At 73.5% G+C, this 13,282-nt stretch carries 14 protein-coding genes; 7 read left to right on the forward strand and 7 right to left on the reverse strand.

Annotated elements, in window-relative coordinates; genetic code table 11:
• The first annotated feature begins 204 nt into the window (after window positions 1-204).
• The 6 genes from FKD65_RS17355 to argS all read left to right on the forward strand — a co-directional run bounded on the left by FKD65_RS17355 (window position 205) and on the right by argS (window position 5,999).
• Window positions 205-930 carry a DUF998 domain-containing protein gene (locus tag FKD65_RS17355; protein ID WP_240810199.1) on the forward strand — a complete coding sequence of 242 codons (726 nt, stop codon included), beginning with the start codon at window positions 205-207 and terminating at the stop codon, window positions 928-930.
• On the forward strand, window positions 927-1,820 hold the full coding sequence (locus tag FKD65_RS17360; RefSeq protein ID WP_240810200.1) for an alpha/beta fold hydrolase: 894 nt from the start codon (window positions 927-929) through the stop codon (window positions 1,818-1,820). The genes FKD65_RS17355 and FKD65_RS17360 overlap by 4 nt, the downstream gene beginning before the upstream one ends.
• Window positions 1,817-2,188 (forward strand): hypothetical protein, encoded by a 372-nt coding sequence (locus tag FKD65_RS17365; RefSeq protein WP_141578477.1) that lies wholly within the window; start codon window positions 1,817-1,819, stop codon window positions 2,186-2,188. Before FKD65_RS17360 ends, FKD65_RS17365 begins: the two co-directional genes overlap by 4 nt.
• Window positions 2,189-2,290: 102 nt before the next feature.
• On the forward strand, window positions 2,291-2,704 hold the full coding sequence (locus FKD65_RS17370) for a hypothetical protein (RefSeq protein WP_141586900.1): 414 nt from the start codon (window positions 2,291-2,293) through the stop codon (window positions 2,702-2,704).
• Window positions 2,705-2,829: 125 nt separating this feature from the next.
• On the forward strand, window positions 2,830-4,212 hold the full coding sequence (gene plsX / locus FKD65_RS17375; RefSeq protein ID WP_302931605.1) for a phosphate acyltransferase PlsX: 1,383 nt from the start codon (window positions 2,830-2,832) through the stop codon (window positions 4,210-4,212).
• A gap of 41 nt (window positions 4,213-4,253) precedes the next feature.
• A complete protein-coding gene (gene argS / locus FKD65_RS17380) occupies window positions 4,254-5,999 on the forward strand; it encodes an arginine--tRNA ligase (RefSeq protein ID WP_141578478.1) in 1,746 nt (581 codons plus the stop codon).
• Between the two features lie 47 nt (window positions 6,000-6,046).
• On the opposite strand, the gene FKD65_RS17385 is transcribed toward argS, so the two are convergent.
• Complete coding sequence (locus tag FKD65_RS17385) at window positions 6,047-7,009, reverse strand: LLM class flavin-dependent oxidoreductase (RefSeq protein WP_141578479.1); 963 nt, start codon at window positions 7,007-7,009, stop codon at window positions 6,047-6,049.
• Window positions 7,006-7,251 (reverse strand): DUF2630 family protein, encoded by a 246-nt coding sequence (locus FKD65_RS17390; RefSeq protein WP_141578480.1) that lies wholly within the window; start codon window positions 7,249-7,251, stop codon window positions 7,006-7,008. Before FKD65_RS17390 ends, FKD65_RS17385 begins: the two co-directional genes overlap by 4 nt.
• Before the next feature lie 31 nt (window positions 7,252-7,282).
• Between FKD65_RS17390 and FKD65_RS17395 the strand changes: the two genes are divergently transcribed.
• The gene (locus FKD65_RS17395; RefSeq protein WP_141578481.1) at window positions 7,283-8,338 is read left to right on the forward strand and encodes a hypothetical protein; all 1,056 of its coding nucleotides are present in this window, start codon (window positions 7,283-7,285) and stop codon (window positions 8,336-8,338) included.
• A 63-nt stretch (window positions 8,339-8,401) separates the two neighbouring features.
• Here the strand turns inward: FKD65_RS17395 and FKD65_RS17400 are convergent, their stop codons facing one another.
• The 5 genes from FKD65_RS17400 to FKD65_RS17420 are packed head-to-tail and all read right to left on the reverse strand — an operon-like array spanning window position 8,402 to window position 13,247.
• Window positions 8,402-9,256, reverse strand: coding sequence for an aldehyde dehydrogenase (locus tag FKD65_RS17400; RefSeq protein ID WP_141578482.1), 855 nt, complete (start codon window positions 9,254-9,256; stop codon window positions 8,402-8,404).
• Complete coding sequence (locus FKD65_RS17405) at window positions 9,249-10,679, reverse strand: aldehyde dehydrogenase family protein (protein ID WP_141578483.1); 1,431 nt, start codon at window positions 10,677-10,679, stop codon at window positions 9,249-9,251. The genes FKD65_RS17400 and FKD65_RS17405 overlap by 8 nt, the downstream gene beginning before the upstream one ends.
• Window positions 10,680-10,681: 2 nt before the next feature.
• The gene (gene deoC, locus FKD65_RS17410; RefSeq protein ID WP_141578484.1) at window positions 10,682-11,611 is read right to left on the reverse strand and encodes a deoxyribose-phosphate aldolase; all 930 of its coding nucleotides are present in this window, start codon (window positions 11,609-11,611) and stop codon (window positions 10,682-10,684) included.
• A gap of 44 nt (window positions 11,612-11,655) precedes the next feature.
• Window positions 11,656-12,714 (reverse strand): hypothetical protein, encoded by a 1,059-nt coding sequence (locus FKD65_RS17415; RefSeq protein ID WP_141578485.1) that lies wholly within the window; start codon window positions 12,712-12,714, stop codon window positions 11,656-11,658.
• Window positions 12,711-13,247, reverse strand: coding sequence for a SigE family RNA polymerase sigma factor (locus FKD65_RS17420; protein WP_240810201.1), 537 nt, complete (start codon window positions 13,245-13,247; stop codon window positions 12,711-12,713). Before FKD65_RS17420 ends, FKD65_RS17415 begins: the two co-directional genes overlap by 4 nt.
• Window positions 13,248-13,282: the final 35 nt, after the last annotated feature.

Raw genomic sequence — 13,282 nt, forward strand, 5'->3', positions numbered from 1 at the left:
ATCGCCTCGTCATCATCGTGGACTCCCCATGCCTTGTACAACGACTACGGGACGTCAACTTCTCCACCAGATTCCGTTAAGGCCTCGGCCAGCGGATACTCCGCTAACGCCCACCCAGGTCACACAGCCGCGACCGGTTCGGAAATACTGGGGCGGGTAGGACCGATCGGCGCGCGGGAACCCGTGCGGGCGTGAGGGGGCCGGGTGGACCTTGACGAGCGGGGCGGGCCGGGTGCCGTCCCCATGCGCCTGATCGTCCTCGCCGGGCTGGCGTCGATCACCTACGCCAGCTTCCTGCTGGAGAACCTCCTCAGCCCCAAGCTGGACTTCTTCAACGGCTACGTGAGCGAGCTCTCGGCCTCCGACCAGCCGTACCACCTCGTCTACAGCGCCGGCGACCTCGTCACCGGCGTGCTGTCGATCCTGGTGGCCGCCGGGACGCTGCGCAGGCTCACCCGCAAGCCCCTCGCCACGGCCGGGTGGGTGTTCCTCGGCCTGTTCGGCGTGTGCGCCATCGGCGACGCGTCCTTCCCCCTGGACTGCGCCCCGAGCCTGGAGACCTGGTGCGCCCTCCGGGAGCGCTCCGAGCACGTGTCCTTCTCCCACGAGTTCCACTCGGTGACCAGCAGCGCCGTGATCGTCTGCGGGGTGGCGGCGCTGCTGCTGCTGTCGCTCGCCGCCCGCCGGTACGGCTGGTGGCCCGCCCTGGCGCGCTGGGGCTGGCTGCTGGCGCTCGCCGAGTCGGTCGCCGCGCTGGGCACCCTGGTGGCGATGTACGTCGGCCAGTGGCTCGGGATCGTCCAGCGCGTCCAGATCGGCATCCTGTGCCTGGGGCTGCTGACCATCGCGTGGGCGCTGTACTCCGACCGGCGCGGCGCGGCGCGGGAGGCTCGGGAGACCTCGGCGGCGCCGGAGGGGGCGTGCCTGTGAGTCGCGCGGACGGGGAGGCGGGCGGCGTGGGCGAGATCGTCAACGTGGGGCGCGAGCAGGTGCACGTCGTCGAGTCGGGTCCGGCGGACGGGCCGCCGCTGCTGCTCGCCTCCGGGCTCGGCGGCGCCTGGTTCGACTGGGAGCCGTCCGTCGCGCTGCTCCGGGAGGGGCACCGGGTGACCGTCTTCGACCGTCCGGGCCTCGGGCTCAGCCCGTCCGCGACCGCGCCGCCGTCGCTGCGCCGCGACACCGCGATCTTGGAGGCGCTGGCGCGGCGGGCGGGCCGGCCGGTGGCGGTCCTCGCGCACTCGATGGCCGCGTTCGCCGCCGAGGCGCTCGCGAGGACGCGTCCGAGGCTCGTGCGGGGCCTGGTGCTGCTCGACCCGAGCTACGAGCACGAGGCGTGGGTGCCCGTGCGGCTGGCCGCCGCGCTGACCCCGCTCGCCACGGCGGCGGGCGCGGTGCTCGGCGCCACCCGGCTGGCGAGGGTCGCCGGGCCGTTCGGGCGCCGGGCGATCCTGAGGCGCACCAGCCGCCGCGGCGACACCGCCCCCGAGGCGGTCGTGCGCTCGGTGTACGGGCGCGGCACGGTGGTCGGCACGGTCCTCGCCGAGGATCTCGCCTACCGGGAGATGGCCGCCGACCTGGCCGGGCTGCGCGGGCGCCGCCCCTTCCCGCCCGTCCCGCTGGCCGTGGTGACCGCGCTCGGGGACGTGGACGGCGACGACCGCAAGCGCCGCTGGGCCGAGGCGCACGCGCGGCTCGCCTCCATGAGCCCGCACGGCACCCGGATCGAACTGCCGGACGCCCTGCACATGGTCGCCCTCGACCGTCCCGACGCCGTCGCCGACGCGGTCGCCGCCCTCGACCGCCTGGAGGGGGCCGCGTGAGACGCCTTCCCCCCGTCGTGCTCGCCGTGCTGCTCGCCCTGACGATGTCCGGCTGCAAGGTCATGCAGCGGATCTCGGACGGGGCCTACCGCAACGCCGTCACCGACGGGGTCGTGGACGAACTGGCCGCGCGGGGCATCGAGTTGCAGGAGCGCCCCGAGTGCGAGTCCCCGGGCCGCGAGACCGACTCCGTGGTGCGGGTCGACTGCACGGCCGTGACCTCGACCGGGGAGCCGGTCGTCGTGGAGGGCGTCGCCCACGACGCCGACACCGAACGCCCGCTGGAGTCCTACGTCGTCACCGTCGGCGGGCGCGAGGTGCTCCGCAAGGACTGCCTCGGGCTCGGCTGCGAGCATCCGAACGGCTGACCTGGCAACGAATCCGCATACTCAAGGGAAAAACCCACCACCGAACGCATATGACCCCGTACGGTCGGTGACGTAGCGGGTGTGAAGATTCCCAGCGTGAAGATGCCGCGCCTCAAGATCGGCCGCAGGAAGGCCATGATCCTGGCGTCCGCAGCGCTCTTCGTGGTCGCCGCCGTCAGCGGCGGCGCGTTCCTGCTGCTGTCGGGCGGCCAGGAACTGCAGTACAAGACGCAGGGCGCGCTGCGAAGGGCGCTCCCCGTGACCGCCGCCGCCGAGCTGCACAAGCACGGCGTGCAACTGGGGGCGCCGCTGCGGTGCACCGACCTGCCGGGCTGGACGAAGAAGAAGATGCGGGTCTCCTGTACCGGCACGACCGCCGACAGGAAGCCGGTCGAGGTCATCGGGACCGGCGAGCAGGAGAGCAGCAAGAACAACTACACGATCCTCGTGGGCGGCCGCCCGGTCGTGGAGAACGCCGACTGCCTGGGCGCCGACTGCCTCAACAAGGACGGCTAGGGCGGGCGGCGTGAGGATCGCCACTCCGGGCGTGGGGCGCCAAGGCAGGTGAAAGGACGCCATACGATGCGATGAGCTGCGTTCTTGCGGCCCACCGTGTTCCCTTTCGTCCTCCTGGAGCGGCCATGACCGGCACTGGCGAGCCGTCGCGTCCCGTGCCGCCCCGCCCAGCGGAGCCCGTCCCGGCGGCGCCCGGCCCGGCGGCGCCCGTCCCGGCGGCGCCCCGACCGGCGGAGCGGCGCCCCGCGCCGCCGCGCACGGCACCGCCCCGGACCCAGGCGCCCCGCCCCGCGCCGCGCCGCCCGGCGACGGTGCGGCCGTTGCCGATCGCGGTCGACACGATGGGCGGCGACCACGCCCCCGAGGAGATCATCGAGGGCGCGGTGACCGCGGTTCGCGAGCACGGCGTCCGGCTGGTGCTGGTCGGGCGGGCCGCGCGGATCCGGCGGGAGCTCGACCTGCACGGCGTCCTCGGCACGATCCCCATCGTGCACGCCGACGAGGCCCTGGACATGGGCGAGGGCGCGCTCGCGAGCTGGCGCAAGCCCCGCTCGTCCATCGCGATCGCCTGCCACCTGATCAAGCAGGGGCGCGCGTCGGCGCTGGTGTCGGCGGGCAGCACCGCCGGAGTGGTGGCGACCTCGCGGCTGCGGCTCAAGGGCCAGCAGGGCGTGATGCGGCCGGCGATCGCGGTCGCGCTCCCGACTCGGCCGCGCCCCACGATCCTGCTGGACGCGGGCGCCACCGCGGACGTCAAGCCCGAGGGGCTCGTCCAGTTCGCGGCGCTCGGCACCGCGTACGCGCAGATCCTGCTCGGGGTGGACCGCCCGTCCGTGGGCCTGCTCAACATCGGCGCCGAGCCGGGCAAGGGCAACAAGCTCACCAAGCGGGCCCACGAACTGCTCGCGAGCGGCAGCCACGGCATCGAGTTCGCCGGGAACGTGGAGGGCCACGACCTGCTCAGCGGGCGCGTCGACGTCATCGTCGCCGACGGGTTCACCGGCAACGTGGCGCTCAAGACCGTGGAGGGCACCGTCGCCACCGCGTTCGCCGAGATCCGCGACGCGATGACCTCGACCGCCGCCGCGCGGATGGGCGCGCTGCTCCAGCGGCGCCGCCTCCAGGAACTGCGCGACCGCCTCGACCCCGACACCTACGGCGGCGGCGTCCTGCTCGGCCTGAACGGGACGGTCGTGATCGCGCACGGCGCCGCCCGCGCCCGCGCCATCACCTCGGCCTGCGACCTCGCGCACCGGCTGGCCGCCGGACGGATCGTCGAGCGGATCCGCGAGCAGGTCGCCGCGACCCGCACCTCCCGGTTCGGGCGCTGGACGCACGGCGAGCGCGACGCCGACAGGCCCGCCGACAGGCCCGCCGACAGGCCCGCCGACAGGCCGGGCGACAGGCCGTCCGAGCGGCCCGCCGAGAAGGTGCCGGAGGTCCCCTCCCCCGCCGCGGACACCGTCCCCGACCGCAAAGAGCCCCCACCGGGGCCTAGCTCGGGCTAAACCGATTCCGGGGGCCGGTGCGGCGCCGATAACCTTGGAACATGCCCGATCCGCAACTCGTACTCGCCGCCCGGGTCCAGGCCGCGCTGAGCGCCGCCTTCGGACCGTCCCACGCGGACACCGACCCGGTCATCCGGCCGTCGCAGTTCGCCGACCTTCAGGCCAACGTGGCGCTGCCGCTGGCCAAGAAGCTGGGCCGCAAGCCGCGAGACGTGGCCGACGAGATCGTGGCGAACCTCGACACCGCCGGCGTGGTGTCGGACGTGCGGGTCAGCGGTCCCGGCTTCATCAACCTGACGCTCAGCGACGGGTGGATCGCCGGGGAGGCGCAGCGGGCCCTGGAGGACGAGCGGCTCGCCGTCCCCCTCGCCGGCAAGCCGCAGAAGGTCGTCGTCGAGTACTCCTCCCCGAACGTGGCGAAGGAGATGCACGTCGGGCACCTGCGGACCACGATCGTCGGTGACGCGATCGCGCGGATCCTGGCCTTCCTCGGGCACGAGGTCGTCCGGGACAACCACGTCGGCGACTGGGGCACCCCGTTCGGCATGCTGATCGAGCACCTGCTCGACCTCGGTGAGGACGCCGCCGCCCGCGACGACTCCTCCGTCCGCGACCTGACGGCGTTCTACCAGGCCGCGCGGCACAAGTTCGACGGCGACGAGTCGTTCGCCGACCGGTCCCGGCGGCGGGTCGTCGCGCTCCAGGCGGGCGACGCCGAGACGATGCGGCTCTGGAACATCCTCGTCGAGGTCTCCAAGCGGTACTTCAACGCCGTCTACGGGCAGCTCGGCGTCACCCTCACCGACGACGACATCAAGGGCGAGAGCTACTACAACGACCTGCTGGCCCCGACCGCCCAGGAGCTGGAGGACAAGGGCATCGCGGTCATCAGCGACGGGGCGCTGTGCGCGTTCCCGCCCGGGTTCACCGGCCGGGAGGGCGAGCCCCTCCCGGTGATCATCCGCAAGAGCGACGGCGGCTACAACTACTCCACCACCGACCTCGCGACGATCCGGTACCGGGTCGACACCGAGCACGTCGACCGGATGATCTACGTGGTGGGCGCGCCGCAGGCGCTGCACTTCCAGATGGTGTTCGCCGTCGCGCGGATGGCGGGCTGGCTGAACGACGAGGTCAAGGCCGAGCACGCGCAGATCGGCAACGTCCTCGGCACCGACGGCAAGATCCTGCGGACCCGGGCCGGCGGCACCGTCAAGCTGTCGGAGCTGCTGGACGAGGCGGTCGAGCGGGCCGGCGCCGTGTTCGACGAGATCCAGCACGACGAGCCGTTCGACGACCGGGCCCGGGCCGGGATCGTCGAGGCGGTCGGCATGGGCGCGGTGAAGTACGCCGACCTGTCGGTGGCGCGCGACAGCGAGTACGTCTTCGACCTCGACCGGATGATCTCGTTCAACGGCAAGACCGGCCCGTACCTGCAGTACGCGACCGCGCGGATCCGGTCGATCTTCCGGAAGGGCGGCCTCGCGCCCGAGGAGGCGACCGGCCCGATCGTGCTCACCCACCCGGCCGAGCGCGCGCTCGCGCTGGAGCTGCTCGGGTTCGGCGCGGTGCTGAAGCAGGCCGGTGAGACCGCCGAGCCGCACCGGCTGGCGAGCTACGTCTACTCGGTCGCCGACGCCTACACGACGTTCTACGAGAACTGCCCGGTCCTGAAGGCCCCCGACGAGGAGACGAAGGCGTCGCGGATGGCGCTGTGCGCGGCGACCCTGCGCACGCTCGTCACCGGCCTCGGCCTCCTCGGCGTCCCCACCCCGGAACGCATGTGACGGAGCGGGCCCTGTCGGCACCGCCCCAGGGTCCGCGCGCCCTCACTTCACGACACGCTCGTGCCGTGCGGTGAGTGCTCACCGGCCCGTGCCGGGGCCCGCGCCGGGCCGTTCCCCTGGGCCGCCCCCGCCCGTTCGCGGGTGACCTGCTCCCGAACGGCCGGAACGATCTCCAGGGCGAACACCGGAAGCTGCTCCAGGCTGCCGCCGTACAGGAACGAGTCGACCCCGTGGCCGACGGCCAGCTCGGTCAGCTCGTAGATCCACTGGCGCGGCGGGCCGTGCAGGAAGCCCCGGGACTCCCGCCCGTCAACGACGCCCTCGAGGACGTAGAGGCGGCGGATCTCGGCGGGCCTGCGCCCCACCCGCGCCGCGGCGTCGTCGAGGCGGCGCTGCCCCTCGGCGAGCCGCTTCGGCGGGACGAGCGAGGACGGCGCGATCCAGCCGTCGGCGACCCGTCCGGCGAGGTCGAGCCCGCGCGGGCCGGTGACGCCGAGCCAGATGCCGATCTGGTGCGCGGGCGCGGGGCCCGCCTGCGCGGCCGCGAACCGGTAGTGCTCGCCCGCGAACCGCAGCCCGTTCTGGTCGCTCCAGTGCAGCCGGATGAGCTGCACGGCCTCCTCCAGGGCCCGCCGCGACGCCCTGCCGTCCAGGCGCGGGCCCCCGTACGCCTCGATGCCGCGCGCCGACATCCCCGTGCCGAGCCCGAGTTCGGCACGGCCGCCGCTGAGCCGGTCCATCGTCGCGATCGCCTTGGCGAGCGCGGCGGGCGAGCGCAGCGGCAGGCACGCCACCGCGGGCAGGGCCCGGATCCGGGACGTGGCGGCCAGCACGGCCGCCATCAGCGTGAGCGCGTCGGCGGTGTCGCGCCGGTACGGCTCGTCGCGGACGCCGAGCAGGTCGAGCCCGTAACGGTCCGCCTCCTGCGCGGTGCGCACCAGCGGAGCGGCGGAGTCCGGCGCGAGGGACAGGCCGAACCGCAGCGGGCGCCTCGATCGAGGCGGCGTCACTGCAGGTAGCCTTCGACCTCGTCCGGCGGCCGGACCTCGGCGCCGCCGGGGTCCTCACCGGCCTCCAGCCGGGCCCGGCGGCGGCGCAGCAGGTCCCAGCACTGGTCGAGCGCGACCTCCAGCCGCTCCAGCCGCCGGTGCTCCTCCTCCCGGTCCAGTTCGTCGCGCTGGTACCGCTCCCGGAGCCGCCGCTCCTCCCCCACGTACTGGTCGATGCGGGCCAGGATGTCCTTCTCGTCCATCGGCCGTCAGTGCTCGCGGCCGAGGCGGTCGGTGAGCCCGCTCAGGAAACCACCGTCCGTCCGAGTCGAGTGCTGGAGCGGATCGGTCTTCGGCTCCACGACCGGTGACGAGGGCGGTGCGGGCCGCGCCGCGGCCGCCCGCCCCGCGCTCGTCCGCGCGGTACCGGTGCGTGCGGTACTGGTGCGTGCGGTACTGGTGCGTGCGGTACTGGTGCGTGCGGTGCTCGTCCGCGCCGGAGTCTTGCGAGCCGAGGTCGCGGACTTGGTCGTCCCCGATCTGGCCGACCCCTTGGCGGTGCCCGACCTGGTGCTCGCGGTCGTGCGCGACGACGTCGACTTGCGCGCGGCGCTCGTCCTGGACTTGGGCGCGGCCGTCTTGCGGGCCGTGCCCGCGGTCTTGGACGCGGCCGCCGTCCGGGACGTGCCCGACGTGCGGGACGTGGACGCCCTCGACGTGGTCTTGCGCGCCGTCGTCGACTTCGTGCCCGTCCGGGCCGACGCCGTCGTCCTGGAGCGGCTGGACGCCGCCGCGGTGGACTTGCGGGCCGTGGGCCGTCCGGTGCCGTTCTTGCTCGCCGCGGTCCGGCGCGCCGTCGTGGTGCGCGTCCCGGTCGACTTGGCGGTGGTGGTGATGACCTTCGCCGCCGCGTCCATCGCCTTGGCGGCGTCGGACATGGCCTTGGTCGCGCTGGTCATCGCCTTGGTCATCGCCGTCATCGCCTTGGCCGACGAGGAGGCCTTGGTCGCCACCGACTTCATCTGGGTCGCGGCGGTCTTGGCCTGGCTCGCAGCCTTGGTGACGCGGGTCGCGGCCGCCGACGACGAGGCCGACGACCGGCTGGACGCGGCCGGCTTCCTCGCCGTGCTGCTCCTGGCCGCGGTCGTGCGGCTCCTGGCCGCGGTCGTGCGGCTCGTCGTGCGGCTGGTCGTGGACCGCGACGGCGCCTTCGCCGCCGAGGTCCGTCTGGCCGCCGGTTTCCTGGCGGCGGTGGACTTGGTCGCTGATGTGCTCTTCGTACGCGCGGCCGTCCCTCGGCTCGCCGTACGCGATGCGGTCTTGGTAGGCACTGATCTCCCCCCACTGTGATCAGTTACGGGGAGATCTATTCCACACTTCGTGACCCTCTACACACGCAGCGTCATTTTCAACTCAGACGCCCACCGGATGCCAAACGGTCTTGGTCTCCAGGAACGCGGTCATACGCGCGGTTCCCGGCTCGCCCGTCCAGTCGTCTTCCGTGGGAGGCAGGACCCTCTTGAGGTTCTCGGCCGACTTCTCCTCCAGTTCCCGGACGTGCTCGGGGAGCACGCCGGCGAGGTCGACGGCGTTGACGTCCATGTGGGCCGCCAGCCAGGGCGCGATCTCGGTGCGGCGGCCCGTGAGGAGGTTGACGACGCCTCCCGGCAGGTCGGAGGTGGCCAGCACCTCGGCCAGGGTGATGGACGGCAGCGGCGCCGGCTCGGAGGCGACCACCACGGCCGTGTTGCCGGACACGATGACCGGGGCCAGGACGGAGACCAGGCCGAGCAGCGGTGAGTCGGGCGCGACGACGGCGACGACGCCGGTCGGCTCTGGCGTGGAGAAGTTGAAGAACGGCCCGGACACGGGGTTGGCGGCCCCGGCGACGGCGCTCAGCTTGTCGGCCCAGCCCGCGTACCAGACCCAGCGGTCGACGGCGGCGTCGACCTGCGTCCCGGCGGCGCCCTTCGACGCCCCGGCCTGGCGCAGCTCGTCCACGAACTGGTCGCGGCGGCCCTCCAGCATCTCGGCGATCCGGTAGAGGATCTGGCCGCGGTTGTAGGCGGTGCGCCCGGACCAGCCGGGGAAGGCCTTGCGGGCGGCGACCACGGCGTCGCGGGCGTCCTTGCGGGACGCCTGGGAGGCGTTGGCGAGGAAGCGGCCCTTGGAGTCGGTCACGGGGTAGGACCTGCCGGATTCGGACCGGGGGAACGCGCCCCCGATGTACAGCTTGTAGGTCTTGCGGACGGCGAGACGGTCAGGCATTGAGGTAGGCCTCCAGTCCGTGGCGTCCGCCCTCGCGGCCGAACCCCGATTCCTTGTAGCCGCCGAACGGGGAGGCCGGGTCGAACTTGTTGAACGTGTTGGCCCACACGACCCCGGCCCGCAGCCGCTGGGCCGTCCACAGGATCTGCGACCCCTTCTCGGTCCAGATGCCCGCCGACAGCCCGTACGGGGTGTTGTTGGCCTTGGTGACGGCCTCCTCCGGAGTGCGGAACGTCAGCACGGACAGGACGGGCCCGAAGATCTCCTCCTGGGCGATCCGGTGCGATTGCGCAACCCCGGTGAACAGGGTGGGCGCGAACCAGAACCCCTGGGACGGCAGCTCGCACGGCGGCGACCACCGCTCGGCGCCCTCGGCCTCGCCGGCGCCGGCCAGCTCCCGGATCCGCGCCAGCTGCTCGGCGGAGTTGATCGCCCCGATGTCGGTGTTCTTGTCGAGGGGGTCGCCGACCCGCAGGGTCGCCATCCGCGCCTTGAGCCGCTCCAGGACCTCCTCGGCGACCGACTCCTGCACCAGCAGCCGCGACCCGGCGCAGCACACGTGCCCCTGGTTGAAGAAGATCCCGTTGACGATGCCCTCGACGGCCTGGTCGAGCGCGGCGTCCGCGTAGACGATGTTGGCGGCCTTGCCGCCGAGCTCCAGCGTCAGCCTCCGGCCCGTCCCCGCGAGGGTGCGGGCGATCTGGCGGCCGACGTCGGTGGAGCCGGTGAAGGCGACCTTGTCGACGCCCGGGTGCGCCACCAGGGCCGCGCCGGTCTCGCCGGCGCCGGTGACGATGTTGACCACGCCGGGCGGAAGCTCGGCCTGGCGGCAGATGTCGGCGAACAGCAGCGCCGTGAGCGGCGTGGTCTCCGCCGGCTTGAGGACGACGGTGTTGCCGCACGCCAGCGCGGGGGCGATCTTCCAGGCCAGCATCAGCAGCGGGAAGTTCCACGGGATGACCTGCCCGGCCACCCCGACGGGCCTCGGGTCGGGCCCGAAACCGGCGTGGCGCAGCTTGTCGGCCCAGCCCGCGTAGTAGAAGAACCACGCGGCCACCAGCGGCACGTCCACGTCCCGCGACTCGCGGATCGGCTTGCCGTTGTCGATCGACTCCAGGACGGCCAGCTCCCGCGCCCGCTCCTGGACGATCCGCGCGATCCGGTACAGGTACTTGGCGCGCTCGGTCCCGGGCATGGGGCCCCAGACCTTGTCGTAGGCGGTGCGGGCGGCCCGCACGGCGCGGTCGACGTCCGCCTCGTCGGCGCACGCGATGTCGGCCAGGACGCTCTCGTCGGCCGGGTTGATCGACTTGAACGGCTCGCCGTGCCCCTCGGTGAACTCGCCGTCGACGAACAGCCCGTAGGAGCCGCGGATGTCGACGACGGACCGGGACTCGGGTGCCGGCGCGTACTCGAAAACCATGATCAGTCCAGCGTGAAGTAGTCGGGACCGGAGTACACCCCGGTGGCGAGCTTGCGGCGCTGCATCAGCAGGTCGTTCAGCACCGAGGAGGCCCCCAGCCGGAACCACTCGGGCGTCAGCCAGTCGGGGCCGGCGGTCTCGTTCACCAGCACCAGGTACTTGATCGCGTCCTTGGTGGTGCGGATCCCGCCCGCGGGCTTGACCCCGACCTGCCGCCCGGTGGCGGCCCGGTAGTCGCGGACGGCCTCCAGCATGACCAGCGTGACCGGCAGCGTCGCCGCGGGCGACACCTTCCCGGTCGAGGTCTTGATGAAGTCCGCGCCGGCCCGCATCGCGAGCCAGGAGGCCCGCCGCACGTTGTCGTAGGTGGCCAGCTCGCCGGTCTCGAGGATCACCTTGAGGTGCGCGGCTCCGCACGCTTCCTTGACCGCGACGATCTCGTCGAAGACCTTGGCGTAGTCCCCCGACAGGAACGCGCCCCGGTCGATCACCATGTCGATCTCGGCGGCACCCGCCTCCACCGCGGCCCGGGTGTCGGCGAGCTTGGCCTCCATCGGCGCCCGGCCGGAGGGGAAGGCGGTCGCCACGCTCGCGACGCCGACCCCCGTCCCGCGCAGGGCCCGGACCGCGACCTCGACCATGTCGGGGTACACGCAGACCGCGGCCACCTTCGGCACCGAGGCGTCGGACGGGTCCGGATGGGCGGCCTTGGCGCACAGCGCCCGCACCTTCCCCGCCGTGTCCGCGCCCTCCAGCGTGGTCAGGTCCACCATCGAGATCGCCAGGTCGATCGCCTCGGCCTTGGCCGAGGTCTTGATCGACCGGGTGGCGAGCCGCGCCGCCCGCTCCTCGGCGCCCACCCGGTCCACGCCGGGAAGGCCGTGCAGGAAGGCGCGCAGCTCGGCGGCGCTGTTCAGAGTCTCCGTTGACACTCCCCAAGCATCGCCGAACTACGCCCCAGGCACAAAACGGACGCTCAGCGGAGCGGTTCCGCCGTCCACCGCGCGGGGTCGGTGCCGAGCGGCCTGGTCCGGTGGTACAGGCCCGTCAGCCCGCCTCCGGCCTGGAGGCGGCGCAGCGGCTCGCCGGTCGCCTGGATGTCGATGTCGAACCCGCGCACTCCGTAGACCTTGAGGATCTGCGACCCCGACCTGGGCACCAGACCGATCTGCGGCCCGGTGTGCGGCAGCCGCGTGTCGAACGCCGGATGCCCGTCGACGGTGGTGTTGGTCTGGGTCGGCCCGCCCCTTCGCACGGCGGCCGGGTGCAGCGAGATGAGCAGGTCGCCGTCCCGGCCGGGGACGGCGAGCGAGATCAGGGCCTCCGCGGACGTGGTGACCCAGGCCGTCGTCGTCTTGAGCCCGTCCGGGAGCCCGGTGACGCGCACGGGGAACGCCGCCGGGCGGTCGCCTCCGAACGTCACCCCCGCCGCGATGCGCTGGACGGTCGCCGGGTCGGCCGCGGCGCGGTCGCCGACCGTCAGCACCGCCCAGCTCTTCGGCCGGTACTCCCAGCGGAACTCGGCCGGCACCTGGTCCGACCCCGGCCCGCCGGGCTCGATCGACCAGTAGGCGGGCCGCCCGTTGACCGGCGCGGCCTTCGTCAGGTGCCCTCTCCCGCCTCCCGGCAGCCGCGGTACGCCGGGCGAGAGGCCGGGAGGGCCCACGCTCAGCTCGATCGCCGTGCTGCCCGCCCCGCGCCCGGCGGACACCGTGAACACCGTCGTACGCTGGTCGTCCTGTGCCACCCGGGTCCGCGTGTAGCCGGGGGGCAGCCACCCGAACGCGGCCTTCTCGACCAGCGGGCTCGGAAACCTGGACGGCCCGGCCACCGCGCTCGGACGCTCCTCCGGAGACGAGGGGACCACCGTGATCCCGGCGACGCCCGCCACGACCCCCACGGCGACGGCCGCGACGGCGGCGCGCCTCGTCCGCCGGATCCGCCGCGCCCGCGCCATCGCCGCCGCGACGTCCACGACCGGAGCGGGGGCGGGGGCGTCCGCGAGGCGCTCCAGCCTCTCCTTGAGGTCGTTCATACCCGCTTCTCCCCTTCCGCGAGATCCCGCGCCGGCTCCAGCGCGCGGCGCAGCGCGTCCAGCCCGCGCGCGGTCTGGCTCTTGACCGTCCCGGTCGAGCAGTTCAGGGCGTCGGCGGCCTGCTCGATCGACAGGTCGCAGTAGAACCGCAGCACCACGGCGGCCCGCTGCCTCGGCGGCAGGGCCGCCAGCGCCTCCCGCAGGTCCAGCCGGCCCTCGTGGTCGGCGGGCTCGGCGGCCTCCTCCGGTATCCGCTCGACGGTCCGGACCCGCTGCCGCCACCCGCCCCGCTGCTCGGCGAGGAACACCCTGACCAGCACCGTCCGCGCGTACCCGTCGGGGTTCTCGGCCGCCGAGGCCCTCCGCCAGTGCAGGTACAGGCGCGTGATCGCGGACTGGACGAGGTCGTCCGCCCGGTGCCAGTCCTGGCACAGCAGGTACGCGACCCGCCGTAACCAGGCCATCCGGGCCGTCACGTAGGCGGTGAACTCGTCGTCACGGCTCGCCGTCCGCGCGCTCCTCGACTGCTCCACATCCTCCTGATGCGCCGTCCCCCATAAAAGGTTGC

Source organism: Actinomadura sp. WMMA1423 (assembly GCF_006547145.1).
Taxonomy (GTDB): domain Bacteria; phylum Actinomycetota; class Actinomycetes; order Streptosporangiales; family Streptosporangiaceae; genus Spirillospora.